1 protein-coding gene is annotated in these 823 nt (G+C 68.5%); it reads left to right on the top strand.

The window, feature by feature from the left end; genetic code table 11:
- Window positions 1-21: 21 nt before the first annotated feature.
- The coding region (locus HLA95_RS27565) for a sensor histidine kinase (RefSeq protein WP_222185162.1) at window positions 22-823 on the top strand (802 nt) is incomplete at its 3' end.

Raw genomic sequence — 823 nt, 5'->3', positions numbered from 1 at the left:
CGATCAGGAAAGGTGGCAGGCATGAACCTGGAAGACCTCTATCGCCTGCTGCGCACCGGGCATGTCCAGGCCCAGGGCATGATCGACACCATCGACGATCCCCTGCTGGTCCTCGACCAGGGCCTGTGCGTGCAGACCGCCAGCCGCGCCTTCTACGAGACCTTCGAGGTCAGCCGGGACGAGACGGTCGGCCGGCCCATCTACGAGCTGGGCAACGGGCAGTGGAACATCCCCGAGCTGCGCCGGCTGCTCCAGGAAGTGGTGCCCAAGGCGCATGCCGTCCTCGACTATGAGCTGAGCCACGACTTCCCGAGCATCGGGGAGCGCATCATGCTGCTCAGCGCCAAGCGCCTGTTCCACCCGGACAACAACCACCCGAACCTGCTGATCGTCATCGAGGACGTCACCGAGCGCCGCCGGATCAATCACGAGAAGGATCTGGTGATCGCCGAGATCCAGCACCGGCTGAAGAACCTGCTGGCGGTCGTCCAGGCCCTGGCACGGCAGACCGAGGTGCAGGACCGCTCCGCCCGGGAATACCGGGACGCCCTCCTCGGCCGGCTCGACGCCCTCGTCCAGACCTACGACCTGTCCCTGCCCGGCCAGGTCCGGCCCGACCTGCACGAGCTGGCCGGGCGCATCTCCACCATGCTGGGCAGCGAGGCGGTGGTCATCGAGGTAGGCCCGAGCGTGGAGCTGGCGCCGGCGCAGGTGCTGCCGCTCGGCATGATCCTGCACGAGCTCGGCACCAACGCGGTCAAGCATGGCGCCCTGTCCGTGCCGGGCGGCCGGGTGCGGATTGGCTGGACGCTCGGCGGTGCGG

This window comes from Geminicoccus harenae (genome assembly GCF_019800005.1).
GTDB lineage: Bacteria > Pseudomonadota > Alphaproteobacteria > Geminicoccales > Geminicoccaceae > Geminicoccus > Geminicoccus harenae.
Note: the sequence above shows the minus strand (reverse complement) of the source record. Positions and strands in the feature narration are given on the sequence as shown.